At 64.7% G+C, this 24,064-nt stretch carries 23 protein-coding genes; 12 read left to right on the top strand and 11 right to left on the bottom strand.

Translation table 11 applies throughout. The features are described from left to right. Window positions 1–20: 20 nt before the first annotated feature. From QQL24_RS23220 to QQL24_RS23210, 3 genes are read right to left on the bottom strand one after another with little or no spacing between them, the layout of a single operon-like run. Window positions 21–857 (bottom strand): carbohydrate ABC transporter permease, encoded by an 837-nt coding sequence (locus QQL24_RS23220; RefSeq protein ID WP_284314670.1) that lies wholly within the window; start codon window positions 855–857, stop codon window positions 21–23. Further along, window positions 854–1,765 (bottom strand): carbohydrate ABC transporter permease, encoded by a 912-nt coding sequence (locus QQL24_RS23215; RefSeq protein WP_284314669.1) that lies wholly within the window; start codon window positions 1,763–1,765, stop codon window positions 854–856. The genes QQL24_RS23220 and QQL24_RS23215 overlap by 4 nt, the downstream gene beginning before the upstream one ends. Window positions 1,766–1,821: 56 nt before the next feature. Then, window positions 1,822–3,186: an ABC transporter substrate-binding protein gene (locus tag QQL24_RS23210; protein ID WP_284314668.1), complete on the bottom strand. Its 1,365-nt coding sequence runs from the start codon at window positions 3,184–3,186 to the stop codon at window positions 1,822–1,824. A gap of 284 nt (window positions 3,187–3,470) precedes the next feature. Between QQL24_RS23210 and QQL24_RS23205 the strand changes: the two genes are divergently transcribed. Both QQL24_RS23205 and QQL24_RS23200 read left to right on the top strand, forming a co-directional pair. After that, complete coding sequence (locus tag QQL24_RS23205; RefSeq protein WP_284314667.1) at window positions 3,471–4,925, top strand: NAD-dependent succinate-semialdehyde dehydrogenase; 1,455 nt, start codon at window positions 3,471–3,473, stop codon at window positions 4,923–4,925. Further along, complete coding sequence (locus QQL24_RS23200; protein ID WP_284314666.1) at window positions 4,925–5,761, top strand: IclR family transcriptional regulator domain-containing protein; 837 nt, start codon at window positions 4,925–4,927, stop codon at window positions 5,759–5,761. Before QQL24_RS23205 ends, QQL24_RS23200 begins: the two co-directional genes overlap by 1 nt. 13 nt (window positions 5,762–5,774) lie before the next feature. On the opposite strand, the gene QQL24_RS23195 is transcribed toward QQL24_RS23200, so the two are convergent. From QQL24_RS23195 to QQL24_RS23185, 3 genes are read right to left on the bottom strand one after another with little or no spacing between them, the layout of a single operon-like run. Then, window positions 5,775–6,935, bottom strand: coding sequence for an NAD(P)/FAD-dependent oxidoreductase (locus QQL24_RS23195; RefSeq protein ID WP_284314665.1), 1,161 nt, complete (start codon window positions 6,933–6,935; stop codon window positions 5,775–5,777). A gap of 5 nt (window positions 6,936–6,940) precedes the next feature. Further along, window positions 6,941–8,629 (bottom strand): FAD-dependent oxidoreductase, encoded by a 1,689-nt coding sequence (locus tag QQL24_RS23190; protein ID WP_284314664.1) that lies wholly within the window; start codon window positions 8,627–8,629, stop codon window positions 6,941–6,943. Beyond that, window positions 8,626–9,594, bottom strand: a complete 969-nt coding sequence (locus tag QQL24_RS23185) for a 3-hydroxyacyl-CoA dehydrogenase (protein WP_284314663.1) — start codon at window positions 9,592–9,594, stop codon at window positions 8,626–8,628. The genes QQL24_RS23190 and QQL24_RS23185 overlap by 4 nt, the downstream gene beginning before the upstream one ends. A 141-nt stretch (window positions 9,595–9,735) precedes the next feature. Between QQL24_RS23185 and QQL24_RS23180 the strand changes: the two genes are divergently transcribed. The 6 genes from QQL24_RS23180 (at window position 9,736) to QQL24_RS23155 (ending at window position 14,603) form a co-directional block, all read left to right on the top strand. Beyond that, window positions 9,736–10,494, top strand: a complete 759-nt coding sequence (locus QQL24_RS23180) for an SDR family NAD(P)-dependent oxidoreductase (protein WP_284314662.1) — start codon at window positions 9,736–9,738, stop codon at window positions 10,492–10,494. A 19-nt stretch (window positions 10,495–10,513) separates the two neighbouring features. Further along, window positions 10,514–11,281, top strand: a complete 768-nt coding sequence (locus tag QQL24_RS23175; RefSeq protein ID WP_284314661.1) for an SDR family NAD(P)-dependent oxidoreductase — start codon at window positions 10,514–10,516, stop codon at window positions 11,279–11,281. Between the two features lie 306 nt (window positions 11,282–11,587). Beyond that, on the top strand, window positions 11,588–12,397 hold the full coding sequence (locus tag QQL24_RS23170; protein ID WP_284314660.1) for a transporter substrate-binding domain-containing protein: 810 nt from the start codon (window positions 11,588–11,590) through the stop codon (window positions 12,395–12,397). Between the two features lie 124 nt (window positions 12,398–12,521). After that, window positions 12,522–13,196 (top strand): amino acid ABC transporter permease, encoded by a 675-nt coding sequence (locus tag QQL24_RS23165; protein ID WP_284314659.1) that lies wholly within the window; start codon window positions 12,522–12,524, stop codon window positions 13,194–13,196. After that, entirely contained in the window at window positions 13,196–13,954 is a 759-nt protein-coding gene (locus tag QQL24_RS23160) for an amino acid ABC transporter permease (protein ID WP_284314658.1), read from the top strand. The genes QQL24_RS23165 and QQL24_RS23160 overlap by 1 nt, the downstream gene beginning before the upstream one ends. Next, a complete protein-coding gene (locus tag QQL24_RS23155) occupies window positions 13,941–14,603 on the top strand; it encodes an amino acid ABC transporter ATP-binding protein (protein WP_284314657.1) in 663 nt (220 codons plus the stop codon). The genes QQL24_RS23160 and QQL24_RS23155 overlap by 14 nt, the downstream gene beginning before the upstream one ends. Window positions 14,604–14,630: 27 nt before the next feature. Here the strand turns inward: QQL24_RS23155 and QQL24_RS23150 are convergent, their stop codons facing one another. Next, window positions 14,631–15,767, bottom strand: coding sequence for an NAD(P)/FAD-dependent oxidoreductase (locus QQL24_RS23150; protein ID WP_284314656.1), 1,137 nt, complete (start codon window positions 15,765–15,767; stop codon window positions 14,631–14,633). A 210-nt stretch (window positions 15,768–15,977) separates the two neighbouring features. Between QQL24_RS23150 and QQL24_RS23145 the strand changes: the two genes are divergently transcribed. Then, window positions 15,978–16,919, top strand: a complete 942-nt coding sequence (locus tag QQL24_RS23145) for a dihydrodipicolinate synthase family protein (protein WP_284314655.1) — start codon at window positions 15,978–15,980, stop codon at window positions 16,917–16,919. 175 nt (window positions 16,920–17,094) lie between these two features. Here QQL24_RS23145 and pcaF read toward each other — a convergent pair whose 3' ends face one another. From pcaF to QQL24_RS23130, 3 genes are read right to left on the bottom strand one after another with little or no spacing between them, the layout of a single operon-like run. Next, a complete protein-coding gene (gene pcaF, locus QQL24_RS23140; protein WP_284314654.1) occupies window positions 17,095–18,300 on the bottom strand; it encodes a 3-oxoadipyl-CoA thiolase in 1,206 nt (401 codons plus the stop codon). A 17-nt stretch (window positions 18,301–18,317) separates the two neighbouring features. Continuing rightward, window positions 18,318–19,088 (bottom strand): CoA-transferase subunit beta, encoded by a 771-nt coding sequence (locus QQL24_RS23135; RefSeq protein ID WP_284314653.1) that lies wholly within the window; start codon window positions 19,086–19,088, stop codon window positions 18,318–18,320. A 10-nt stretch (window positions 19,089–19,098) separates the two neighbouring features. Further along, window positions 19,099–19,944, bottom strand: a complete 846-nt coding sequence (locus QQL24_RS23130; protein WP_284314652.1) for a CoA transferase subunit A — start codon at window positions 19,942–19,944, stop codon at window positions 19,099–19,101. Between the two features lie 162 nt (window positions 19,945–20,106). On the opposite strand from QQL24_RS23130, the gene QQL24_RS23125 reads away from it, so the two are divergent. Next, window positions 20,107–20,862, top strand: a complete 756-nt coding sequence (locus QQL24_RS23125; protein ID WP_284314699.1) for an IclR family transcriptional regulator domain-containing protein — start codon at window positions 20,107–20,109, stop codon at window positions 20,860–20,862. A gap of 9 nt (window positions 20,863–20,871) precedes the next feature. Continuing rightward, entirely contained in the window at window positions 20,872–22,350 is a 1,479-nt protein-coding gene (locus tag QQL24_RS23120; protein ID WP_284314651.1) for an aldo/keto reductase, read from the top strand. Between the two features lie 139 nt (window positions 22,351–22,489). Here the strand turns inward: QQL24_RS23120 and QQL24_RS23115 are convergent, their stop codons facing one another. Continuing rightward, window positions 22,490–22,933: a Ros/MucR family transcriptional regulator gene (locus QQL24_RS23115; protein ID WP_284314650.1), complete on the bottom strand. Its 444-nt coding sequence runs from the start codon at window positions 22,931–22,933 to the stop codon at window positions 22,490–22,492. 312 nt (window positions 22,934–23,245) lie between these two features. On the opposite strand from QQL24_RS23115, the gene QQL24_RS23110 reads away from it, so the two are divergent. Further along, window positions 23,246–23,548, top strand: a complete 303-nt coding sequence (locus QQL24_RS23110; protein WP_284314649.1) for a hypothetical protein — start codon at window positions 23,246–23,248, stop codon at window positions 23,546–23,548. Window positions 23,549–24,064 lie beyond the last annotated feature (516 nt).

The raw sequence follows: 24,064 nt of genomic DNA, 5'->3' as shown, positions 1-24,064 counted from the left end.
CAGAAGATCCTCCGCTGCACTCAGCCCTTCACGCCGCCGGCACCGAAGCCACGGGTGAGATAGCTCTGCAGGAATGCGAAGATGATGATGAGGGGGATACTCATCATGACGGAGGCCGCCATCAGCAGCGACCATTCGATGTTGAAGGAGGTGATGAGCATGTTCATCACCCCGGTGGTGAGCGGGCGCACGTCGTCCGCATTCACCATCACCAGGGCATAAAGATATTCGTTCCAGGCCAGGATGAAGGTGAACAGCGCCGTGGAGATGATGCCCGGCAGGGCCTGGGGCAGGATCACGTCGAAGAACGCTCCCATGCGGCTGGCGCCGTCCACCAGCGCCGCCGATTCCAGGTCTTCCGGCACGCCGGCCATGAAGGAGCGCAGCAGCCAGAGCGCGTAGGGCAGCGCAAAGGTCGTGTAGGCGATCACCAGGCTGGTCAGCGTGTTGGCGAGGCCGAGCTTCACCATCATCAGATAGAGCGGGATCAGCAGGACCACCGATGGCAGGAGATAGGTGAAGAGGATCAGCCCCGCCAGCAACTCGCGGCCGCGATAGGAAAAGCGCACCAGGCTGTAGGCCCCGAGCGTGCCGATCGCCACCACCACGATGGTGGTGGAGGTCGCCAGCAGCATCGAATTGGCGAAGTAGCGCAGGAACGGCGTCTCCCACAGCAGCTTGGCGTAATGCTCGAAGGTGATCGAGCGGGGGATCAGCGTCGGCGGGATCTTGAAGAGCTCGGTCTGCGGGCGCAGCGAGGTGACCACCATCCAGATCAGCGGAAAGGAGATCACGATCACCAGGCTCCAGGTCACCAGGTTGACCAGCACGGTGTTGGCGCGGCTGGAGACCCTCATGCTGCCTGCCTCCGCACCCGGTAGAGATAGAAGAGCATGAAAACCAGCATCACCAGCATCATCAGCACGGCATAGGTAGCCGCCACGCCCATCTGGTTGAGACCGAAGGCCTGCTGGTAGACGATCAGCGGCAGGGTCCGCGTGTTGTTGAGGGGGCCGCCGCCGGTCAGCAGGTAGATCAGGTCGAATTCCTTGAAGTCCCAGATCGTGCGCAGGAGGATGACGATGGCCAGCACCTCGCGCAGCTGGGGCAGGGTGACGTCGAAGAAGCGCCCGAACACCCCCGCCCCATCGATGGTGGCGGCCTCATAGAGCTGCTCGGGAATGGTCTGCAGCCGCGCAAGCACGGCGATCACCACGAAGGGGAAGAATTTCCAGGCGCCAACCACGATGACGCTTTCCATGGCGTTCGGCATGCGGCCGAGCCAGTCTACCGGCATATGGATGATGCCGATGCTGATCAGGATATGGCTGAGGATCCCGTAGAGGTCATTGAACAGCCAGCGCCAGACCAGCACGGCCACCACGGTGGAGACGAAATAGGGAAACAGCACCAGGCTGCGTGCCAGCGAACGGAACAGGATGTTCTGGTTGAGCAGCAACGCCATGGCCACGCCCAGCACCACCTGCAGGATCAGCGTGCCGCAGGTCCAGATCAGGGTGACCAGCAAGGACGACCAGAAAGTTCGCGAGCCGATGACCGCGGCATAATTGTCGAGGCCCACCCAGCTTCCCTGCAGCGTGGGCGTGTAGATCGAGAACAGCGACAGGTAGAGCGCCGAGACCAGTGGATAGATGATGACGGCGCTGAGCGTGAGCACGGCCGGCGCGATCAGCACCACGCCCAGTAGGGCATAGCGCTTTTCGAGCGGCATTCGCTGCCTTTGCTGGCTGGCTACCATCGTCATGCAATCTCGTCCGGTCCGGGAAAGGCGGGAGCGGCGCGTGCCGCCCCCGTTGGGGGTCAGGCCTTCATCAGGCCGTCGAGCTTCTTGGCGATGTCGCCCACCGTCGCCTTGGGTTCCTCGCCATTGAGCACGACGCGCTGCACCAATTCGGCGATGACGTTGGAGGCGATGATCTCGTTGGCCTTGAGATTGGGCTTATGCTTTGCCGTCTCGTAGCCGAGATTGTTGCCGCCCGCCGCCGCGTTGGCCATCAGGGTCACTTCGGCCGTGTATTTCTTGATGATGGGATCGGCGAGATAGGCGGGATCCGCGGCGATGGTCTTCAGCACCGGCAGGATATGGCCGGGAGCCGCCAGGAGCTGCGGAATATAGCCGGCCGGTTCGAACAGGAAGGCGGCGAAAGCCTTGGTCTCCGCCACATTGGCCGGTCCCTTGGGGATGAACACCGAGGGGAAGTCGTTGAAGGTCCAGCTCGGCACGCTCGCCGAAATGGTGGGATAGGTCGCGCAGGTGACGGAATCGGCGATGCCGGGATTCTGCTTGTTGACATTGGCAAGCACGCGCCCGGCATAGATGCCGGTGGCGGTGGCACCGGAAACGAAGGCGGTCAGGCTCTCGCCCCAGGAGTAGTTGGTGGCGCCGGGCGGGCAGAAATCGCGCATCGACTTGTAGAAATCGAGCGCGTCATAGGTCGGCTGGCTGTCGATGGCGACGGCAAGATCGGGCGAGAAGATCTGGCCGCCGGCCCGATGGATGAAGCCGATGAAGATCAGCGAGGTCATCGAATTGAGGCCGTAGGGCAGCGGGGCGCCGTAGATGCCATCGCCCTGCATCTTCTGGCAGGCGGTGCGCAATTCGTCCCAGGTCGCTGGGGCTTTGCCAATGCCGGCCTTCTGCATCAGGTCCTTGCGCAGCCAGAGCATGTCGGCGGCGGTGTTGCCGATCGCCGTTCCGCAATAGTGGCCGTCGGCGGTCTTGTAAACATCGTTGGCGCCAGGGAAGTACTTGTCCTCCCCGATCGCCTTGATGACATCGTCCATCGGTTCCAGCAGGCCCTGCCCATAATAGTTCTGGGCCGCGAAGGACGGCAGATGGGTGACGATGTTGGGCAATTGCTTGGAAGCGAAGGCAGCGGCGAACTGCGCAGGATAGCCTTCGTCCGACGTCGGCTCGAAGGCGATCTTGATGCCGGGATGGGCGGCTTCGAAGGTCGCGATCTGCGCCTGGTACATTTTGAGCTGGTCGGGCGAGGCCTGCGGCGACCACCAGCGCAGCGTGACCGGCTCGGCAGCGCGGGCGCTGAGCATATGGGGCAGATTGAGCCCCATCGCGAGGCCGGCAACGCCCAGCCCCTGCAAGACTCCCCGTCGCGATACGCCAGAACCGGATGGTATGCCGAACCGAATTTCATGCGGTTTCATGCTTGTCCCCTCTTGCATCTGCGCCGCAATTGTATTCGCTATGCGCACGCATGTCCGCTATTGTGACACTCGCTTTTCAAATTTGGCAAGGGGGAAACATGTCATTGGCTGGAATTTGGCCCTATGCCGCCGCTGGCATGCCCCTTCGGCGAGGCCCTCAGTCCCTTCGGGTCGCATGCCCCTCAGGATTAATTGTCACGCTATGCGCACATTTGTTCGCATAGCGTGACAATTCTGGAATCACCATCTACCGTCCATTCATTTCGTTCTTCAGGAAGAGCACCATGCATACGCTTCAGGACCCGTCCCTCCTCCGCCAAGCCTATTTCATCAATGGCAGGTGGGAGACCGAGGGCGAGGGCGCGATCGTCGTGAAGAACCCCTCCACCGGCGAGGTGGTGGGCAGCGTCCCGAAGGCCAGCCGCGCCACGACCAGGGCGGCGATCGAGGCGGCGCGGGCGGCCCTGCCTGCCTGGTCCGCCCGGCCAGCCAAGGAGCGGGCGGCGATCATGCGCCGTTGGTTCGACCTCATCGTCGCCAACGCCGACGACCTCGCTTTCATCCTCACCGCCGAAATGGGCAAGCCCTTCCCGGAAGCGCGTGGTGAGATCCTCTATGGCGCGGCCTTCTTCGAATGGTTTGCCGAGGAGGCCAAGCGCATTGCCGGCGAGACCTTTCCCGCTCCCACCAGCGACAAGCGCATGATGGCGATCCGCCAGCCGATCGGCGTGTGCGCCGCGATCACGCCCTGGAATTTCCCGATGGCGATGATCCCCCGCAAGGCCGGGCCGGCCATCGCCGCAGGCTGCACCATGGTGCTGAAGCCTGCCAGCGCCACGCCGTTCTCGGCCCTCGCCCTCGCCGTGCTGGCCGAGCGCGCGGGCCTGCCGGCAGGCGTGTTCAGCGTGATCACGGGCGCTGCCTCGGTAGTGGGCGATGAGCTCGTCACCAGCCCGATCGTGCGCAAGGTGACCTTCACCGGTTCCACCGAGGTGGGGCGCGAGCTGATGGCCAAGGCCGCTGGCACCATCAAGAAGGTCTCGCTGGAGCTGGGCGGCAACGCGCCGCTGATCGTGTTCGACGACGCCAACCTGGAGACCGCGGTGCAGGGCGCCGTCGCCTCCAAGTTCCGTAATGCCGGGCAGACCTGCGTCTGCGCCAACCGCATCTATGTGCAGGACGGCATCTATGACGCCTTCGTCAAGCGCTTCTCGGAGGTGGTCGGCGCGCTCAAGGTCGGCGACGGCATGGCGGAGGGCGTGGTGCAGGGGCCGCTGATCGACGAGGCCGCCGTGGCCAAGGTCGAGGACCATGTGTCCGACGCGCTGGCCAAGGGCGCGAGGGTGATCACCGGCGGCAAGCGGCATCCGCTCGGGGGCACCTTCTACGAGCCCACTGTTCTTGCCGACGCCAACCCCCAGATGCGTATCTCGCAGGAAGAAACCTTCGGCCCGGTGGCGCCGATCTTCCACTTTGCTGAGGAAAAGGAAGTTATCGCACTGGCCAACGACACTGAATTCGGGCTTGCTGCCTACTTCTTCACGCGAGACCTCGCGCGCATGTGGCGCGTGGGCGAGGCCCTGGAATTCGGTATTGTTGGCGTTAATGCCGGAATTACGGCATATGAGGGCGCTCCATTCGGAGGCGTGAAGGCGTCGGGCATCGGCCGCGAGGGATCCCGACATGGCATTGAAGAGTTCCTCGAGCTGAAATATCTGTGTTTGGGTGATATCAATTGATGAGCGCCGCCGACGTGAACGAAGATCTGCTGGTGAGGGATGAAGCCCCCGGTTTCGCCGATACTCCGGCCAATGACTCCAGCGACCGCGACTATGTGAATTCGCTGGCGCGGGGCCTCGAGGTGATCAAGGTCTTCACGCGCCGCACGCCCAAGATGACCCTCAGCGAAGTGGCGCAGGCAACCGGCATGACCCGCGCCACGGTCCGCCGGTTCCTGCTCACCTTGGTGCGCGAGGGCTATGTCGAGACCAACGGCAAACATTTCAACCTGCGCCCCAAGATCCTGGAGCTCGGCTTCTCCGCCCTGTCGTCGATGGACATCTGGGACGTGGCCCAGCCGATCATGAACGACCTGTCGGAGAAGCTGCAGGAATCGTGCTTCGCGGCCGTGCTCGACCATGGCCACGTCATCTATGTCGCCCGCGCCACCTCGAACCAGCGCATCAATGTCGGCATCACCATCGGCAGCCGCGTGCCGGCACATTGCGTGTCCACCGGCCGTGTCCTGCTTTCGGCGTTGCCGCCCGACGAGCTGTACCGGCAGTTGGACGAGATCACCATGACCAAGTTCACGCCCAACACCGTGACCTCGAAGGTGCAGTTGCGCAGCATCATCGAGGAGGTCCGGCTGCAGAGCTGGTCGATCGTCGACCAGGAACTCGAGATCGGCCTGCGCTCGCTTTCCGTTCCCATCCGCGACGGCCAGGGCAAGATCGTCGCCGCGCTGAACGTCTGCTGCCCGAGCATGCGCATCACGCCCGAGGACATGCGCACCCGCGTTCTCGCCGAGGCGCTGGAGGCTTCCAACAACATCACCCGCGCGCTGCAGATCTGAAGCCAAGGGCCCTTCAGGCGCCCGGGGCAAACCGTCCAGGCGAGAAAGGCGAGACATCCTCGCCGGGATCGCGACCCAGCATCAGCTGGGCGACGATATGGGCCGAGAGCGGGCCGAGCGTATAGCCGGCATCGCCGGGAATGGCCGCGAACAGGCCCGGCACCTGCCCGACCTCCCCCAGCACGCCCCGCCCGTCCACCGATGTATTGATGCCTGCCCAGGTGCGGATGACGCGCAGAGGCGCGATGCGCGGCACGATGTGCTGGGCCAGCGTGACATTGGCGATGAGGCTCGCCAGTTCCACGGTTGGATAGCCTCGCCCGCCAGTCAGGCGGGCCGGCCAGCCGCCGCCGATGACGATCTGTCCGGTGCCGAGCTGCTTGAGGGTGATCATGCGATCGGCATGCTGGATGAGATGCCCGATCAGCGGCATGGTCGCTTCGGTGATGTTCATATGGAGCGGCTCGGGCCGGGCCGGAATCGCGACGCCGAGATCTCTGGCAAGATCGGTGCTGCCGGAGCCGGCCGCCAGCACGACGCGGCCCGCCTTGATCGGCCCGCGATCGGTCTGCACCGTGAAGCCCGCGCCCTCGCGCTGGATCCGACCAGCAGGCTCGTTCTCGAGCAGCACGACGCCCAAGCCCTTGATCCAGCGGCGGATGGCGACATTGCACAGCAGCGGGTCGAGCTTGCCCTCATTGGCGCAAAGCTCGGCCCCCACCACGGCCGGCCCGAAATAGGGCGCGATGCGATCGAGCGTGGCACGATCAAGAATCTCGACATCGAGGCCGAGTTCGCGCTCCCTTCGCGCTTTCACCTTCAGGAAATCGAGCTGGTCCTGGCTCTCCGCCACCATGAAGCCGCCGGTCATCTTGAGGTCGAACTCGCTGCCGAGCTTGGCCTGCAAGGCCTGCCAGAAGCGCACGCCCCTGGGGTAGAGCGGCAATTGCTGTTCCATGCCCGGCACATTCTCGGGATAAAGACGCATGAAGCGGCTCTGCATCTGCACATGCAGGCTGCCGGCATTGGCATTGGAGCCGCCGATGCGGCCATCATCGATTACACCGACGCCGACACCCTCCTCGGCGAGAAAGCCCGCGAGGCAGGAACCGACCACGCCGCCGCCGATGACGAGGACATCGATCTCCCCAAGAAGGGGATGGGCCGCCAGCATGCCACTCATCCCAGACGCGCGAGATCTTCGATCGCCACCGGCTTCACCGGCACGCGCGGGGCGAAACCGGTGAACTCGTCGCGCGGCCGGCCATAGCGTTCGGCCAGCAGGGCATCGAGTACCGGCGCGCAATAGCGGCCCTGGCAGCGGCCCATGCCGACGCGGGTACGCCGCTTGATTGCGCCCATCAGCCGCATCTCTTCTGAAAGCGCCTCCTCGATCTGTCCGAAGCTGACCTCCTCGCAGCGGCAGAGCAGCGTTTCCGGCGTCGCCAGCTTCGCCGAATAGGCGGGGGCGGCGTAGAGGGACCACAGGGCCTGCTGGAAGCGCCGATGCCGGGCAAGATCGGTGGCCGCGCGCGCCAGCCGGCTCGCGAGGCCGGCATCGGGCTGGTGTCCGAGCGCCCTCGCGGCAGCCACCCCGACGATGATGCCCTCGGCCAACGCCGCCCGGGCGCCGCCGAGCCCGGTACAATCGCCGAGCGCATAGATGCCGGCGATATCGGTGAGCCCGTCGCTGTTGCGGCGTGTGACCAGTTGCCGGCGCAGCGGATCATAGTCGTGGCCGCAGCCGAGCGCACGCAGGAGCTCGTTCGAAGGCTCGAAGCCATAGCCGAGGCAAAGCGCATCGACCTCGCGGCGTTGCTCCGCCGCGCCATCCTGGCTCCGCAGGTGCACCGATAGGCCCGCGGCCGTCTTCTCGATCCCGGCCACCACCATGCCGTGGATCATCGCGGCGCGTCCGGACCGCCGGGCTGCATGGTAGCGCAGGCCATCCCGGATGAGCTGCGGCGAGGCGAGCGCCATGCGAGCGATCAGGCCGGCATGGGCCACGCCAGGCCTCGGCGCGGATTCCACCACCGCGACGACCTCGGCGCCGCCGGCGATGAGTTCTGCGGCAAGCTGGAGATTGAGCGGGCCATTACCGGCGATCAGCACGCGCCTGCCCGGCAGGCGGCGGGCGGTACGCCAGAGCGTCTGCGCCGCGCCGGTGGTCATCACGCCGGGTAGCGTCCAGCCCGGCACCGGCCAGCCGCGTTCATAGGCACCGGTCGCGATGATCGCGGCCTTCGGCAGCAGGCGCAGCGTGCGCCCCTCGGCGGTTGCGGCGAACTCATTGGGCTCGAAGGCGCCCCAGACCGTGACCCCGGACCGGATCACGACACCGAGTCGCCCTGCTTCCTCGATCAGCACCGCCCCCTCGCGGTGCTGGGCATCGGGCGGAGCTTCCGGGGGCGCTTCCACGCTCAATTGCTTGAAATATTGGCCGCCCGGCTGGCTGCGTTCGTCCACCACTAGCACCGAGGCCCCTGCCCTTCGGGCGGCGATCGCGGCCGAAAGCCCGCCGGGGCCTGCCCCGATCACCAGCACTTCCGGCTCGATCATCTCGATCTCGCCGATCGTGACAGGCGGGCGGCCGGCATCGATCGGGGCCAACGGGCGGGCGTGCGCTTCGCGGCGCACGACAAGCGGCCGATCCACCTTGGTCATGCAGGCCCGCTGGTTCGGCTTGCCGTCGACCTCCACGAGGCAGTCCTGGCACACGCCCATGCCGCAGAACAGGCCGCGCTCGGCCTCGCAGCGGGTGGTGCGGAAGGCCTGGACGCCATGGGCGGCGAGCGAGGCCGCAAGGCTCTCGCCCTTGCGCGCCAAAACGGTTTCGCCCTCGAAGGTGATGTGGATCTCGGCACTCATGCAGCAGGCTCGGCTTTGCGATGGCGAATCAGGGCCATCAGGCGGCGGTCACGCCAGGCCACGCGCTCCGCCCAGCCCTCAAGCGGTAGCAGAGCGCGGCGCTCTGCGGCGACCTTTTCGACGAGACCCGGCGTCCACGGATCGTCCTGCCCGCGCTCCGCCCCCATGCGCGCATAGGCGGGGCCCATTTTCTCGGCATGGGAGGCGATGCCGCCCTGCGTGTTCAGGTCGACGGTCTCGAACGGCCCGATCACCGACCAGCGCAGGCCGAGGCCCTCGCGCACGATACGGTCGACGTCCTCGACGCTGGCCACGCCGTCGCGCACCAGGCAATAGGCCTCGCGGAGCAGTGCACCCTGCAGGCGGTTGAACACGAAACCCTCGATTTCCTTGTTGACCAGGACAGGCGCCATGCCGGCACTGGCAAGCAGTTCCCGCGCGAAGGCGACCGCTTCCCCGCTGGTGAACGGCGCCGGCACCATCTCGGCGACCGGAATCAGGAAGGGCGGGTTGCCGGGATGGACGACGAGGATGCGATCGCGTCCGGGCAGGTCCCGCGCGAAGGCCGAAGCGGTGATGGCCGAGGAGGCGCTGGCCAGCACGACGGCGGGCGACGCCAGGCGATCCAGCTCGGCAAAGATCGCCTGCTTCAGCGCCAGCCTTTCCGGCGCGCATTCCTGCACATAGATCGCCCCGGCAACCGCCTCCGCCATGTCGGCCACGACTTCGACCCGTGCTGCGATGGCGCTGGCCGGTTCGTCGATGAGATTGAAGGCTGCAAGGTCCCCGAGCTTGTGCGCGAGGATCGCGGGCACCTCGCCGCGCCGGGTCTCGTCCGGCTCGCTGAGCCTGACGCGATGGCCGGCCCGCGCGAACACCACGGCGAAGGCGATCCCGATGCTGCCGCCGCCGACGATCCCGATCGTCTTGCCGGGGTGATCGGTTTCAGGCTGGGCTGGAGACATGATCGGAACCGTTACGGGACTGGGCGCGGCGGCAAGCCACCTCATTGCGTTCGCATTGCGAACTTCTGTACACAGATTTACATTGCCCCGGGTAATTCGCAAGCCCGTTCGGCCTGCCGCCAGAAAGAGCGAGATCCATTCATGCACCCCCTCCTGGAAGGTCGCGTCGCCCTGATCACCGGCGGATCGCGAGGCCTCGGCCTTGCGATCGCTTCCTGCTTCTCGGCCGCCGGCGCCAAAGGGGGCGCCATCGACCTGCCCGAACTCGGCCGGGACGCAAGGCTGCCCGCCGGCTTCGACTTCATCGCCGGCGATGTCGGTGACGAGGCCTCGCTCGAAAAAGCCGTAGCCGCCGTCCTGGAGCGCCATGGCCGGCTCGATGTCGTCGTGGCCAATGCCGGCCTGGTGCCGCCCTGGCGCGAGACGGAGACGCTCGACCTTGTCGAGTGGGACAGGGTGATGGCCGTGAATGTGCGCGGTGTCGCCGCCACGCTCAAGCACGCCACGCCTGCCTTGAAGGCGGGCGGCGGCTCGGCCATCCTGATGGCCTCGATCAACGCCTTCGTCGCCCACCCCCGGCAGATGCTCTACACCGCCTCCAAACACGCCGTGCTCGGCATCCTGCGCGCCGCGGCCCAGGATCTCGGCCGCTATAATGTGCGCGTCAACGCCATCGCACCCGGGCCGATCGCCACCGATGCGTTGCTGGAGCGCATTCGCGCCCGCGCCCGCGACGGCGGCCCTTCGGAGGAGCAGGCCCTGGCTGGCCTGGCGTCCGGAAACGCGCTGCAAAGGCTGGCGACGGCCGAGGAGGTCGCCAAGGCCGCGCTGTTCCTCGCCAGCGACCTGTCGAGCGGCATCAGCGGCGAATTGCTTCCCGTCGATGCGGGCCTTGCCTGATTACCCCCCGGAGCACACCATGCTGGACCTCAACGGCAAGACCGTCCTGATCACAGGCGCCTCCAAAGGCATCGGCGCCGCCACTGCCCGCATCGTGGGCGACGCGGGTGCCCATGTCGTCGCCCATTATGGCTCGGACCGGGCGGGCGCCGAGGCCGCGCTTGCCGGCGTGCCGGCGGATCGCAAGCTCTTCCTGCAGGCCGACCTGCATGATCTTGCAGCCGCCGAACGCCTGTGGGACGAGGCGCAGCAATGGCGTGGGCGGATCGACGTCTTCGTCAACAACGCCGCCATCATGCGCTGGAACGGCGGCATCGAGGAAGATGACGAGACCTGGGATGCGGTGTGGGCGGAGACGCTGCAGGTCAATGTCCTCGCGCCCGCGCGTCTCGTGCGCCGAGCAATCAAGCATTATCTCGCCGTTGGCGGCGGCATGCTGATCACCATTTCGAGCTGGGGCGCCCAGCGCGGCGTCACCAATCCCGCCACCATGGCCTATGCTGCTTCCAAGGCGGCCGTGAAGGCGATGGCCCAGACGGTGGCGCGCGCCCATGCCCGCGACAACATCCTCACCTACATCATCGCGCCCGGCGTGGTCGCCACGCAGATGTCCGAGGCTTTCGCCGCGACCCAGGGCGGCACCGACAAGATCTTCGCCGGACTCGCCATGGGCGAATGGGTGCCGCCCGACGATATCGGCCACCTCGTCGCCTTCCTCGCCACCGGCAAATCGCGCCATCTATCCGGCGCCACGCTGGATGTGAACGGCGCGACCTATATCCGCTGAGGCGAGCAGGTCGGCGGGCCCATATCTTGCATATGATCACTGCCGGAGAGCGGCGGGCAGGCCTCGAAAAGGCCCGCACCGGCATGTCTTTTACGGCCAAGGATGGCGCACTTGCCGCCAATATGGCAAAAGTGCACTGTGCTTATTTCGCACAAATGTTCGTATAACGTACATTTCTGTTGACCGGCGGGCCTATGTTTTGCCAGCATGCGGGTGCGGATCGGAGGCTGAAGCCCAGGAGGGGCCGCTGCGGTCTGGCAGAGGGGTATCACGTGCCGGCTTCCGCCGGCGGAGGAGGACGACTACATGCTGCGGAAACTTCTCTCTCTCGCATCGGCGGCGCTGCTCGGCACCGTCATGCTCGCCCATGCCGTGGAAGCACGCTCGCTTGACCAGATCATCCAGGCGGGCACCATCAAGATCGGCGTCAATCCAAACTTCCCGCCCATGAGCTCCTATGGCAAGACCAACGAGTTCGAGGGCTTCGACATCGACGTCGGCAACAAGATTGCCGCGGCGATCGGCGTGAAGGCCGAATTCGTGCCCACCGAAACCGCCCAGCGCGTGCCCTATCTGGTGGCGGACCAGATCGATATCTCGCTCGGCGCCCTCACCCGTTCGGCCGAGCGCGCCAAGCTCATCGACTTCACCGTGCCGCTGCACACGGAATCGATGGCGGTGCTCACCACCGACAAGAACGACACCCAGAAGTGGACGGACTTCAACGCCGACAAATACACCCTGGTGAACATGCGCGGTAACTGGTCGGTGGACTTCCTGAAGGACAAGCTGCCCAACGCCAAGGTTCTGCTGGTCGAGAACAATGCCGACACGGTACGAGCGGTCGCTCAGGGCCGCGGCGATGCCATCATCGAGAACATCGACTTCTTCCTCGCCTTCACCAAGAACTATCCCGACGTGAAATGGCGCACCCTCAACGACACGATCTTCACCAATTACGATTCGATCGGCGTGCAGAAGGGCAATGACGGCCTGCGCAATTTCCTCAATATACTGCTCTACGACCTGCATTCGAGCAACTACGTCAACGATACCTGGCAGAAGTGGTACGGCCAGCCAATGCTGAAGCCTGTCGTCCCCAGTCCCTATTTCTGATTTGAAAAGCCGGCCCCTCCGCCCTGATCCGTCGGGCCGGAGGGGCTCGACGGAACCATGCTGTATTGACCGAGGAATGGAGTAATCTGTTCCGCTGCCAGCCTGGAGGTGGAGGCCGCGACCATTGCACTATACGTTCCAATTCAGTGTCGTCCTGGCGCAGCTGCCTTATCTGCTCGGCGGTGCCCTGCTGACACTCGAAGTTGCCTTCCTGTCCTTCTGGCTCGGCGCCCTGATCGGCCTGTTCGGCGCCCTCGGCAAGGTCTATGGCGGCAAGCCGATCCGCAGCCTGATCAACGCCTATGTGATCTTCTTCACCAACACACCTGCCCTGGTGCAGATCTACTTCCTGTTCTACGCGCTGCCCGATGCGGGCGTCGTCCTCTCGCCGATGACCGCCGTGGTGATCGGCATGACGGTGAACTCCGGCGCCTATCTCACCGACATCCTGCGTGGCGGCATCCTTTCGGTGCGGCGTGAGGAGATCGAGACGGCGCAGGTCCTGGGCATGTCGGGCTGGCAGATGGTGCGTTTCGTCATCCTGCCGCACATCGCCAAGACGATCTATGCCCCGCTGAGCAATTTCTTCATCTGGCTGGTGCTGGGCAGCTCGATCGCCGCCGTGTTCGGGGTAGAGGAGCTGACCGGACGGGCCATCAACATTTCCACCCAGAACCTGCGCACCATCGAGACCTTCTCGGTGATCGCCGTCATCTATATCGTGCTGACCTTCATCGCCTCCATGGCGCTGGCGCTGGTCGGGCGCTGGGCCTTCCGTGTCAAGGCGAGGATCTTCTGATGTGGTGGAACCGGATCCTCGAAGACGCGCCACAGTTCTTCACCTATTACAACGCCATCTTCGTGCTGCAGGCGATGGGCACCACCCTCGCCCTCACCATCGTCGGCTGCGGCATCGGCTTTTTCTTCGGCTTCCTGATCGCCGGCATCCGCTCGACACACAGCAGGCTGCTCCTGCCGCTGCGCCTGCTGGTGACGCTCTATGTCGAGATCTTCCGGCGCATTCCCTTCCTCGTCATCCTGTTCATCGTGATGTTCGGGGTGCAGGCGATCAGCCGGGGCATCTCGCTCTTCGTCATCGCGCTGATCTCGATCTGCCTGGTCTCGACGGCCTTCATGTCGGAGATCATCCGGGCCGGCATGGAGTCGGTGCCCAAGGCCCAGCGCGAGGCGGCCGAGGCGATGAATTTCGGCTTCTGGCGCACGCTGCTGTCGGTGATCCTGCCGCAGGCCTGGAAGGTGATTCTGCCGCCCGGCTTTGCCTTCATGGTGATGTTCATCAAGGACACGGCCCTCGCCTCGCAGATGGGCGTGGTCGAACTCACTTTCACCGGAAAGATGTTCGTCGGCCGCGGTTTCTCGCCCTTCCTCGTCTATGGCGTGGTGCTCGCCGGCTATTTCGTGATGTCCTACCCCCTCAGCCGCCTCGGCGCCTATCTGGAGAAACGCCTTGCCACTTCTCGAAGCAGAGAATCTCTCGAGCGCGTATGGACGGGTCCCGGTTCTGTCCAACGTGAACCTGTCGGTGAACAAGGGTGAGGTGATTAGCCTGATCGGGCCCTCGGGCTCGGGCAAGAGCACCTTCCTGCGCGTGCTGATGGGCCTGCTGCCGCCGACCGGCGGGCGGGTGCGCCTCGATGGCGGCCAGGTCGACTATGCCTCACGGGCCCAGTTGCGCGCGATGCGCGATCGCATGGCCATCGTGTTCCAGCAGTATAATCTCTTCCAGAACATGGACGTGATGCGCAATGTCACCATCGCGCCCCTCAAGATCAAGAAGCGCCCCAAGGCCGATGTCGAGAAGGAAGCGACGGCGCTGCTCGCCAAGGTCGGCCTCAGCGAGAAGCATCACGCCTATCCCGACCAGCTTTCCGGCGGCCAGCAGCAGCGCGTCGCCATCGCCCGGGCCCTGGCGCTCAAGCCCGAGATCCTGCTGCTCGACGAGGTCACCGCCGCGCTCGACCCGGAACTCGTCACCGAGGTGCTGGATACCATCCGTTCGCTCGCCAGCGAGGGCATCACCATGCTGATCGTATCGCACGAAATGGCCTTCGTGCGCGAGGTCTCCACCCGCGTGGTGATGATGGACAAGGGCCAGATCGTCGAGACCGGCGCGCCCAGGGAGATCTTCGAAAATCCGAAGGAAACCCGCACGAAGGAGTTCGTGAGCAAGATCCTCAGGCATTGAGGCCGGCTCCGCCCTCTGCACAAGGCCTCAGGCTTTGGGCAGAAATGGCCCGAGGTCCATATCGACGGGCGGCTCCCTGCCCTGCACCATGCTGGCGACGATGCGCGCCGCGAGCGGGCCTGCCGTAAAGCCCATCCAGGGAAAGAAATTCACGAAGAAGCCGGGCATGCGCGGAATCTCGCCGAGGATCGGCTTCCAGTCATCCGTGCCGCTGACGATGGCCGCCCATGTCCGCACGATCCTGATCTTCGCCAAAGCGGGCACGACGGAGACCGCGACGGCAAGGTTACGGGCGAGCGAGTCGGGATCGACAATCGGATTGCCGTGGCGCCCGAGCCGCGCCGCCCAGCCGCCGCCAATCAGCAGCGTGCCGGCATTGTTCTGCTTCAGTGTCAATTTCTCGCCGGTGAAATAGACGAGGTGCGGCACCAGCGGCGCAACCTGCTCCGTGGCGCTCGCCTGGATCGGAAAGCCCTGCACATCGGCAAGCTCGATGCCGAGCATCGCCGCGATGCGTCCCGCCTCGACCCCGGCGGCATCGACCAGCCGCGGCGCCCTGAGCATGCCGGCGCTGGTGGCGAGCGCAAAACCATCGCTCTCGCGCGTGATGCCCTGCACTTCGGTGTGCCGGAGGATCCTGACGCCGAGGCGCTCGGCCGCCGCCGCATAGGCCGGCGCGGCCAGGAAGGGACTGGCCTTGCCCTCGTCCGGGCAGAAGGCGCCACCGACCATGTGGTCGGCCAGATAGGGCGCACGCTCGCGCAGCGCGGTGCGGTCCAGCAATTCCACCGTCAGCCCCTGCTCCCGTTCGAACGCTACCTTGCGCTCGATATCGCGCAGTTGCGCCTCGTTGGGCGCGACCAGGAGACCGCCTCTCAGCGAGACCTCGAGATCCATGCCAAGCAGGGCCGGCAACTCGCGCCACATCGCGATGGAACGCGAGAGCAGGCCGATGGTGGGGGAGAAGACGTGCGCCCAGCCCTCGCCCTTGGTGATGAAGGGGTCATGAGGGATCTGGGCATGGAGACTGCCGGCATTGGAACCGGAGGCCAGGGTGTTGAGATCGGAGCGCTCGAGCAGCGTGACGGAAACACCGTCCGCGGCCAGGTAATAGGCCGTGGCACAGCCCGCGAGACCGCCGCCGATCACAATCACATCCGACATCAACGCCTCACGGAACCATCAACGGCCTTGCCTGCACCAACCCGTTCGCTATAGTAACAAACGTTCGCTGTGTGAACGCGTTTCTTCGTGATGGCGATGTCCCCAACACCGGCACATTGTCTCAGCGCAGGCAAGCACGGTCCCGGCCCATCCGTTCACCGCCCACACTTTTCACGCCTCCAACATACCTTCCAGACCGGACAATTTCCCATGGCCAAGCAGTTTCGCGGCAGTCACAGCGTCACCGTCACCCCCTTCACGCCGGACGGTGGTGCCATCGACGTGCCTGCCCTCAAGCGCTTCCTCGATTGGCAGTTGGCCTGCGGCGTGCCGGGCGTGATCATCCTCGGCACCACCGGCGAATTCCTCACCGTTACCGACGAGGAACGCCGGCATTATGTCGAGGAGACGGTGAAGCATGTCGCCGGCCGCATGCAGGTGATGGTCGGCACCATGAACGCGCATACGCCCAACGCCGTGCGCTACAGCAAGGAGGCGCAGGAAATGGGCGCCGACGGGCTGATGATCGCCCCGCCCTACTACTACACCCCCACCGAGGACGAGATCTTCACCTACTACAAGGCGATCTCGGAAGCGGTGACCCTGCCGATCATGCTCTACAACAACCCCGTCACCACCAATGTCGACATGAAGCCGGCGCTCATCGCCAAGATGACCAGGGCCTTCGAGAATGTGCGCTACATCAAGGAAGCGAGCATGAACGTCGGCCGTGTCTATGACATCGTCGAACTCACGGACGGCGTGATGAACGTCTTCGCCGGCGAACGCATCGTCGAGAGCTACCGTCTCGGCGCCGTCGGCTATGTGAACCCCTATGGCAACTATATCCCGCGGGCCTCTTCGCGCATCTGGGATTTCCTGGTCGCGGGGCGCCTCGACGATGCCCGCGCCATCCAGGCGCTGATCAACGAGATGGACCACATCATCGCCGCCGGCCATCCGACCTATGGCCACCAGTGCTATTCCAAGGCGCTGGCCGCAGCAGCGGGCTATCCCGTCGGCGATGTGCGCGCTCCGCTGACGACTTTCGCGGAACTGGGCAAGGAAGGCCTCGCCCGCCGCGAGAAGCTGCTGGCGATTATGGGCAAGCTCGATGCGCTGATGGACCGCCTCGACGCCAAGGCAGCGTAAGGCACCTTCAGTCGTCGATGAACGAAGCCCCCCTCGAACTGCGAGGGGGCATCTTAATGGGCAGATGCTAAAGCGTTTTGCGATTTGACGGCATCGGCAAGAATCGCAAAGACGCGTCGAAACAAAGAATTAGAGCAAAGCAGCGTTTGAGCCTAAACGCGCTTTGCTCTAGGGATCACACGGCCTCGAGAGCCAATGCGATGCCCTGGCCGACGCCGATGCACATGGTGACCAGCGCCCTTTTTGCCTGGCGCTCCTCAAGTTCCAGCGCCGCCGAGCCGGCAATGCGCGCTCCGCTGGCGCCGAGCGGATGGCCGAGGGCGATGGCGCCGCCATTGGCATTCACGAACGGCGCATCATCGGCCACGCCCAGTTGGCGCAACACCGCAAGCGACTGGCTGGCAAAGGCCTCGTTGAGCTCGATCACATCGAAATCCCCGATGGTCAGGCCGAGGCGCTGCATCAGCTTGCGCGAAGCCGGCACCGGGCCGATGCCCATGATGCGGGGCGGTACGCCGGCCGTAGCGCCGCCGAGGATGCGCGCGATCGGCTGCAAACCATGACGCCGGCACGCCTGTTCCGAGGCCACCAGCAGCGCCGCCGCCCCGTCATTCACACCCGAGGCGTTGCCGGCGGTGATGGTACCGCCCTCCCGAAACGGTGTCGGCAGCTTCGACAGGCCCTCCAAGCTCGTGTCGGCGCGCGGATGCTCGTCGGCTTCCACCACGGTCGCGGTGCCCTTGCGGCCCTTGATCGTCACCGGCACGATCTCCCTGGCGAGGCGCCCGCTCTTCTGGGCGGCGACGGCGCGCCGCTGGCTACGCAGCGCGAAGGCGTCCTGGTCAGCGCGCGAGACATTGAACTCGGCGGCGACGTTCTCGCCGGTCTCGGGCATGGAATCGATACCATGCAGGCTCTTCATCAGCGGGTTGACGAAACGCCAGCCGATGGTGGTGTCGAAGATCTCGGCCGCGCGGGAGAAGGCGCTCTCGGCCTTCGGCATCACGAAAGGGGCCCGCGACATGGATTCGGCGCCGCCCGCGACGATGAGGTCGGCCTCGCCCGCCCGGATCTGCTGCGCAGCGATGGCGATGGCGTCGAGCCCGGAGCCGCAAAGGCGATTGATGGTGGAACCCGGCACCGAGACGGGATAGCCGGCCAGCAGGCTCGCCATGCGCGCAATGTTGCGATTGTCCTCGCCGGCCTGGTTCGCACAGCCGAGGATGACCTCGTCGATGGCTTCCGCATCGAGCGAAGGATGCCGCTCCACCAGCGTGCGGAGGGTGATGGCAGCGAGGTCATCCGGGCGCACCGACGAGAGGGCGCCGCCAAAACGGCCAATCGGCGTGCGGACATAGCCGGCGATAAAGGCTTCCATCATCTCAATCCGCTGTCCCGTCAATCCGCGGCATGGGCGCGCTGGGTCCGGGCGTGGAGATCGCGCAGGACCGTCAATTCTTCCGCGGTCGGTGCCGGCGTTTCGGCAAGATCCCTAGCGAAGCGCAGCGGCCAGCCACAGGCCGCCTGCACCTGCTCGCGACTGACGCCGGGATGCAGCGAGACCACCGCCAATTCCTTGCTGTCGGGATCGGGTTCCATCACGCACAGGTCCGTCATCACCTTGGTTGGGCCCTTGGTGGTGACGCCCAGGCGCCGGCGATGGTCGCCGCCCTCGCCATGGCCCATCGAGGTGACGAAGGGCAGCCTGTCAACGAAGGCCCGCAGCCCCATGGCCATGGTGATGAAGACCTCGCCGCTGCTGGTGGCGATCTCGGGGGCCCCGCCCCCGCCCGGCAGGCGCACCTTGGGCCTGTCATAGGGGCCGACCACGGTGGTGTTGAGGTTGGCGAAACGGTCGATCTGCGCGCCGCCGAGGAAGCCCACGGTAATGCGCCCGCCCTGCAGCCAGTAGCGGAACATCTCCGGCACCGAGACGGTGGTGAGCGCGGTGTCGCAAAGCTCCCCATCCCCGATCGAAAGCGGCAGCACGTCCGGTTTGGTGGCGATGGTGCCGGATTCATAGATCAGCGTGATGCCCGGGGCATGGGTGAGACGGGCGAGGTTGCATGCCGCGGACGGCGCACCGATGCCCACGAAGCAGACATCCTCATTGCCGAGCGCTCGGGCGGCGGCGATCGTCATCATTTCGGTGGGGGTGAACGCGCTCATCTCCATCCCCTCAGGCGGCCCGTGCGTAGCGCGCGAACGTACCGGCATCCTTTGCGAGGATGTTCTCCTTTACCCAGGCGGCGAAGCTTTCGCGGTCTCGCGAGATCGCGTCCCAGTCTCGGTAGAAGGCGTTCGAGCGCTTGTAGTAGCCATGGGCATAAGAGGGAAAGGCGCCGCCGGGCACCACCGCGATGGCGCCCACCGTCCAGGCCGGCAGGATCACGCTGTTGGCCGAGCGCGGGCCGAACTCCTCGACCACCTCCTCGACCGTGACGATGGAGCGCCGGGCAGCGAGCACCGCCTCCTTCTGCACGCCGACGATGCCCTCGATCAGCACATTGCCGACCCGGTCGGCGCGCAGGGCGTGGATGATGGCGACATCCGGGCGTATGGCGGGCACCGCCGCCAGCACTTCGCCGGTGAAAGGACAGGTCACGGAACGGATTTGAGGGTTCACCTTGGGCAGGTCTGCACCGATATAGCCACGGAAGGTGGCGAAGGGCAGGTTTGCAGCGCCAGCCTCATAGGCGTTGGCCATGGCGGCATGCGAATGCTCCTCGACCTCGATCGGATTGGGAAAGCCGTTCTCCACCGCGTCGCGCATGCGATGCAGGGATCCCACGCCCGGATTGCCACCCCAGGAGAATTTGAGCTTTCGCGCCGCGCCCACGCCGATCAACTGGTCGTAGAGGAGATCCGGCGTCATGCGGATCAACTCGAGATCCTTGCGGCCCTGCCGGATCACTTCATGCCCCGCCGCATAGGGGATGAGATGGGTGAAGCCTTCCATGGCGACGCTGTCCCCATCGCGAAGGTTGGCCTCCACGGCCGCGGCTAGATCAAGGAACTCAGCCATTCCAGGCTTTCCTCACCACTCAGGATTTTGTCCGTATAGCGCACAAGTGTTCTCAAAACGCCCAATTTATGCACCAGCAAGCTTGCACTGGTCAAGTGCGCTGCGCACATGTACGTTCGGATATCGCACATTGCGGAGGGGCTCATGGATTCGGGATTGCGCATTCGCGACGGGGATCTGATCGCCGGTTTCGTGAAGGGCCTCTCGGTAATCGAAACCTTCGACCAGGAGCGAAACAAGCTGAGCATTGCCGATGTGGCGCGTCTGACTGGCCTGGAGCGCGCCTCGGCGCGTCGTTGCCTGCTCACGCTCGTCCATGGCGGCTATGCCGAGTTCGACGGCAAGTTCTTTCGCCTCAGCCCCCGCGTCCTCAAGCTCGGCTATGCCTATCTGTCCTCGACGCCGCTGCCGCGTATTATCCAGCCCTTTCTCGAACAATTGTCCGAATCGATCCACGAATCCTCGTCGGCTTCGATTCTGGACCGCGGCGAGATCGTCTACATCGCCCGCTCCGCCCAGCGCCGTGTCATGCTGATCGGGCTGAACGTCGGCAGCCGCCTGCCGGCCTATTGCGCCTCGATGGGCCGTGTGCTGCTGGCGGCACTGCCGGAGGAGGAGGCCCGCCGGCGGCTTGAGGCGACCAAGCGCGAGAAACATACGCCAAAGACCCTCACCGGCTTGTCGGAGCTGATGAAGGAACTCGCCAGGGTGCGCCAGCAGGGTTACGCGCTGATCGACGAGGAATTGGAGATCGGCCTGCGCTCGATCGCCGTGCCGATCCTCGACGCCCGCGGCAGCGTGATGGCCGCGGCCAATGTCGGCGTGCAGGCTCAGCGCGTCTCCTCCCAGACCCTGGTCGAGGAGGTGCTGCCACGCCTCTTCGCGATGCAGGGCGAACTGCGCAAGCTGCTTGGCTGAGACATCCGCATGACGGCGACCACACTACCCCCCGAACGCACCGAACTCGCGCCCGGTTTTTCGATCAGCCGTATCGTCACAGGTCTGTGGCAGATCGCCGACATGGAGCGCGGCGGCACATTGCTCGATCCCGTTGCATCCGCGCAGGTGATGGCAGGCTATGCCGATGCCGGCTTCGACACCTTCGACATGGCCGACCATTACGGCAGCGCCGAAGTGATCACCGGCGAGTTCCTGGCCCACGAACGCCAGGCGGGCCGGCGCCGCGCCGCCGCCTTCACCAAATGGTGCCCGTCACCCGGACCGATGACGGCCGAGGTCGTGCGGGCCGGCGTCGAGCGCAGCCTGGAGCGCATGCGCCTCGACAGCATCGATCTCCTGCAGTTCCACTGGTGGACCTTCGAGCATTCCGGCTACCTCGATGCCATGCGCGAACTGGCGAGGCTGCAGGAGGAGGGCCTGATCCGCCACCTCGGCGTCACCAATTTCGATACCGATCACCTGCGCGTGCTGAAGGGCGAGGGCATTCCCGTCATCTCCAACCAGGTCTCCTTTTCGGTTCTCGACCGGCGCGCCAGCGAGGACATGAGCGCCTTCTGCCTGGCCAACGGCATCCGGCTCCTCGCCTATGGCACGCTCGCCGGCGGGCTGCTGAACGAGCGCTGGCTCGGACAGCCGGAGCCCGATGAGATCGCCGACTGGAGCAAGATGAAGTATCGGCGCTTCGTCGAGGCGATCGGCGGCTGGGGCGTCTATCAGCGCATTCTCACCGCCTTGCAGCAGGTTGCCGCTAAGCACAAGGCGTCGATCGCCAATGTCGCTGGCCGCTGGGTGCTCGATCAACCCGTGGTCGCAGCAGTCATCGTGGGGGCGCGTCTCGGCGAGCGCGAGCATCGCGACGACAATGCCCAGACCTTCGGCCTCAGACTGGACGAAGGCGATCATGCCCTGCTCGGCGCGGCCTTCGCAGCCTCACGCCGCATCCATGGCGATTGTGGCGACGAATACCGCAAGCCTCCCTTCCTCACGGCGTCCGGCGATCTCAGCCATCATCTGGCTTCGCTGCCGAAAGTCTATCAGGCAACGCCTGTGGAAGGCCGGCCCGGCCGTCTGGTCGTCGACACCGGCAGCATCTGGGAGGGCATCTGCGGCTACAGCCGGGCTATCAAGGTTGGCAATCGCCTTCTCGTCAGCGGCACCACGGCCACGCACGGCATGGGCGAGCCCATCTGCCCTGACGATCCCGCCGGCCAGGCCGTCTATATCCTCGACAAGATTGCCGCTAGCCTGGCCGCCCTCGGCGGCGGGCTTGCCGATGTGATACGCACCCGTGTCTACCTGCAGCATGTCGACGACTGGGAGGCCGTCTCGCGCGTGCATGGCCGTTACTTTGCCGGCATCAGGCCAGCGAACACGCTGCTGGCTGTCGCCCGACTGGTCGGACCCTATCGCGTGGAGATCGAGGCGGAGGCCGTGGTCGACGCTTGAGTTTCGCAGGAGCGAATGCTTGCCGAGATTGGCAAGGCATTCCTCTGATTCGAACAATCATAGCCTTTCGCGCCGATTTTGCCGGAGACGATTGAGTTTGACGCTCGGCAGGGCCACGGGGTGCCTGCGACCTGTGCGGTTAAACGCCAGCCTGCCGTTTGCTGTTCGGCGGGAGTGCCGTCGGCCTGCTTCGCGTTTGCCCGAGGCCCAATTCTTTCGCCATGGCCGACCGCTTTGCGGCGTACTCAGGGGCGACCATCGGATAGTCATCCGGCAGCCCCCATTTGGCACGATAATCGGCAGGCGTCATGCCATACGCCGTCCGCAGATGCCGTTTGAGGGATTTGAACTGCTTGCCATCTTCAAGACAGATGAGGAAGTCCGGGGTAATCGATTTTCTGATGCGGACAGCCGGTATGGGCGCTGCCTCGACCACAACGGGCGCGGGCGCGCCCTCGGACGATCGCATCAGCGCGGCGTGCACCTGGCCGATAAGGTCAGGAAGCGCCGGTTTGGCAACGGGATTGTTCGAGACGTAGGCAGCGACGATTTCGGCTGCCAGGGCGATGGTGCTTTTGTCCAAGCTCGGGGTTCCCAGATGGCTAGGCAGATCTCGGAAAAGTGTCCTCCAGTTTTCCGACAAGAACCTGCAATAAAACAAAGAACCAAGCGGACGAAGCGTTGGCCTGCCAACGAAAGTCTGCTTAGGTTGTTGCTCTCACCAGTTCCCCAGACAGCTTGGCCGCCAGCCCTATATCTCACAGGTGGAGCATGTCTTTGTATCCCGATTGCCATCGCTCGCCAATGGCGCGTGCGCACGGAAAGGCACGGTGAAATCGAGATTTGCACAGATGCCTTTCGGCTCTGATTTGGCCGAGAACAAACGGGCCTTTCGGTGAATATGACCAAAGCGGAACTTTTCGGCTCGGATGGAATTCACCCCAGACGAATTACCGTCGCCTGCATTCAACAAAGAGGAGATACCGATATGTCGAAGGCGCGAGGACTCTTTCGAAACGAGAATAACGGCATCGAATATGCGCGCGTCGAATATGCCCTGGACGATGTTGTCGAAGTTCCGCGTTTCGAATACGAGAAACAGATGTTCGAGCCTGCTTTCGATGAACTTCCTACGTTCGAAGAATACGAGGCGAGGGATAATATCACCAGCACTCACACGCTTGGCCCGTCCGATTAAAGACGTGCGCAGCCCCACTCTGATTTGCGTTCTCATATACGGAGCTTTTCGTGCGCGGAGGCGGCCTGGGCAGACTTGCGGAGGCGGACCAACCCAAGTCCGCTGAGGTCCTTGTTTCGATGGAGGATCGGCCCAGCACCTCTCCCGCCGGGAATCCGAATCATCTTCTCCGAGCTGCTCGTCGGGCACCTGCGCTTGTCTATGAGCCCGTCCGAGGAATTTGATACTCCACGGAGGTTGGCGTATATTTGGCGGGCTCGAATACATTGGGAAGGAGCGCTGTTTGCGGGGGCGCTGACGGTGCCCCAATATGCTATGCTGGAGGTGCTGAAGCGGATGTCGCGGCCTCCTTCAACTTGTTCGTCTACTTTCTCGAGCTCGAATACAGCTACGCCGTCAACGGGTGCGGCCACATTCTCATCAAGGGCCTCCAAGCGTTTGTCTTGTCGACCTGGCTAGTGCGCCGAGCGGACAGGAAGAGCCCAGCTTGAGCTTGCTCCGTATATGCGCGACGTC

Origin of the sequence: Labrys miyagiensis (assembly GCF_030160835.1) — a bacterium.
Classification (GTDB): Bacteria; Pseudomonadota; Alphaproteobacteria; order Rhizobiales; family Labraceae; genus Labrys; species Labrys miyagiensis.
Note: the sequence above shows the minus strand (reverse complement) of the source record. Positions and strands in the feature narration are given on the sequence as shown.